General features: G+C 35.6%; 5 protein-coding genes. 4 read left to right on the top strand and 1 reads right to left on the bottom strand.

Annotated features, from left to right (window positions below; translation table 11 throughout):
• The first annotated feature begins 239 nt into the window (after positions 1-239).
• The 4 genes from BTHERMOSOX_RS10330 (at position 240) to BTHERMOSOX_RS10315 (ending at position 1,976) form a co-directional block, all read left to right on the top strand.
• A complete protein-coding gene (locus BTHERMOSOX_RS10330; protein ID WP_138121067.1) occupies positions 240-743 on the top strand; it encodes a hypothetical protein in 504 nt (167 codons plus the stop codon).
• 85 nt (positions 744-828) lie between these two features.
• Positions 829-1,083, top strand: a complete 255-nt coding sequence (locus BTHERMOSOX_RS10325; RefSeq protein WP_138121066.1) for an AbrB/MazE/SpoVT family DNA-binding domain-containing protein — start codon at positions 829-831, stop codon at positions 1,081-1,083.
• Positions 1,071-1,406 (top strand): type II toxin-antitoxin system PemK/MazF family toxin, encoded by a 336-nt coding sequence (locus BTHERMOSOX_RS10320; protein WP_138121065.1) that lies wholly within the window; start codon positions 1,071-1,073, stop codon positions 1,404-1,406. Before BTHERMOSOX_RS10325 ends, BTHERMOSOX_RS10320 begins: the two co-directional genes overlap by 13 nt.
• Positions 1,407-1,415: 9 nt before the next feature.
• The gene (locus tag BTHERMOSOX_RS10315; RefSeq protein WP_138121064.1) at positions 1,416-1,976 is read left to right on the top strand and encodes a YidH family protein; all 561 of its coding nucleotides are present in this window, start codon (positions 1,416-1,418) and stop codon (positions 1,974-1,976) included.
• A gap of 34 nt (positions 1,977-2,010) precedes the next feature.
• Here BTHERMOSOX_RS10315 and BTHERMOSOX_RS10310 read toward each other — a convergent pair.
• On the bottom strand, positions 2,011-2,525 hold a 515-nt coding region (locus BTHERMOSOX_RS10310), incomplete at its 5' end, for a hypothetical protein (RefSeq protein WP_171004745.1).

The raw sequence follows: 2,525 nt of genomic DNA, 5'->3' as shown, positions 1-2,525 counted from the left end.
AGTGCTTAAGCTTGCTTGATGTATTAGAAATACTGCTTTTCGCAATATCAATAGTTGTATTGATAACGTTAAGGGTGTTAATGTTTTTTAATTGTATTTTCATCTTTATCTTATATGTCTTAAAAAATATACTCGCTATTATAATGTAATTTTGCACCTGTTTTTTTTACTTTAGGCTAAAAATAATTTAAAAAGCCTTTGTATAAGGATTATTCGGCTTTAAAGAGCGCTGGATGTCAATGTCAAGCGCCACAGCAAATATAACAATAAAGCAACCAATATATTTATTAAAAACTCAGGAAACTTGCTACCAATGTGGCGAAAAAACTGATGTTTTCTGCATAAGTGCCAGCCACTTAATTGACCATAGTACCGAGTTTAATGATGAAATAAACATGTCATCCCCTCTAAGAAAAGCGCCTCTTAGGTTATCAAATTTATCATATCTAGATTCAGAATTCAGAGAAACTTTGGCAAAATATGCTAGCAGCTATTACTTAGATTATACAAAACAAGGCAATAGTCGCTATTATGTCAACCACTGCAAGTGCGGCGCTAAACTAGGTGATTTTTATTTAATAAATGAAGCAAATAGCGTTTTTAACCCCCTGTACAATGACGCTCTAGCAAAAAATATTACAATGTATGAGCTGCCTATATTTGACTCACAAGTCAAAGCAAACTATATAGCGGCCGAAAATGATTTTGCAGAAAGAGTTTTTAAAGAGGATTATTTGATTTAACAAAACTAAATATGAAGTGCATACAAAAGCATGTAATTACATTGTAAATACTATATAATATTTACATAAACAACAAGGGGCAAGCATGGCACATCTTACAAAAATAGGAAACTCTCGAGGAGTTAGAATCCCGAAACCAATTATTGAGCAAGCCCATCTAGATAATGTTGAATTGATGTTTAAAGTGGTTGGCGACGGATTATTAATATCTCCAGATAAAAAATCAAGAACTAATTGGCGAGAGAAGATTGCAAAATCAATAGAGGGCAACAAACAAGCTAATGTTGACCATGAGTGGCTTGGTTTAGAATTAAGCCCTGATACAGAATGGCAATGGTAGCTAAAAGTGTTAATCGCTTTGAAATTTGGTTGATCGATCTAAACCCAACCCAGGGTAGAGAAATTAACAAAACTAGACCATGTGTTGTTATATCTCCAGATGAAATGTCTGCACTATCAACAGCAATAGTAGCGCCAATGACAACTAAAGGCTTTGAATTCCCAGGAAGAATTGCTTGTGAGTTTGGCAATAAAAAAGGATTAATTCTATTAGATCAAATACGTGCAGTAGATAAATCAAGGCTCATTAAGAAAAAAGGCTCTATCGATAAAAACACGCAAATCTTATTATGCTCAACTCTGCAAGAGATGTTTGACTATTAATATGACAAAATGTACAATCAAACCATAGATACGCAACAACAAATTCTAGATGAGCTTAAAACCCTAAACAGTAATATTGCCACTAACGGTGATATGCAGGACTTAAGATCGGATATACAAACCATGAGTAAAGAGATAAAAGCGAGCATTCAGTCAGCGAGTGTTAACAAACCTTTGCAAAGCCATAACTACCCAAGTATTCAAGCGATTGAACCGACGGCCAATATGATTAAACAATCAAAAGCCTATACAAGAAACACTAGAATAGGATTAGGATTAATGGCATCAGGGTTCTTGTTTGCTGTGTACGCTACCGCCTACCATGGCGGTTATTTCAACAACGTTAATGGGCTTATTTTTGTTGGTATTGCAGTCCTTATTTATGGTTTTATTCATTGGAAAAACACCTTATCTAAATTTATGATGCCATTGCTTGATATGAAAAATACAGAATCTAACAAACATAACCACTCTGGTTGCGATGAACAACGTAGAAGAGACAATGATTGGTATCACCATTATTCTTCAGCCGCATCTAGCAGAGATAAATTTACTACTTATCCAAATTAATTTTATTGCGAACATATAAAAGTCATTACGAGCATTAACCGCCACCTTTACTGGCTAAATAATCTTTCATCCGTTGCTCGTCCTCTTTTAATGCTTGTTTATTGTCCTGCAACTGTTCATCACTCTTAAACATTTTATCAGCATCACTGCTAATGTTATTAGTTAGGGTGTTAATACCAGTTGCCTCAGCTCGTAAATCTCTCACATGATTGTCAAATTGGTCAATCCAGCCTGCAAGTTTTGCACTATCTCCACCCGCTTTATCAATCAAATTTGACGCTACATCATTTAGTGAATTAAACTCCATTCTTTCATCTGATCCAGTTGACTGATCCGCTCTAACACTCACGCCACCTTCAATACCTGTAGTCTTCTCAACTACCTTGCCCCATAGCGATTTTTTAGAATCAAATCCAGCATTCTCAGAAGTTGATTGAGACGATGAATCAGTCACAACCTCATTCATACTCACACCATTCGACTTCCACCAGCCAACCGTTGCGTTTTCAAGCGTTCTTCGCTCTTGTTCGTTAAAGTCATCCTCGCCTC

This window comes from Bathymodiolus heckerae thiotrophic gill symbiont, assembly GCF_900128515.1.
Classification (GTDB): Bacteria; Pseudomonadota; Gammaproteobacteria; order PS1; family Pseudothioglobaceae; genus Thioglobus_A.
Note: the sequence above shows the minus strand (reverse complement) of the source record. Positions and strands in the feature narration are given on the sequence as shown.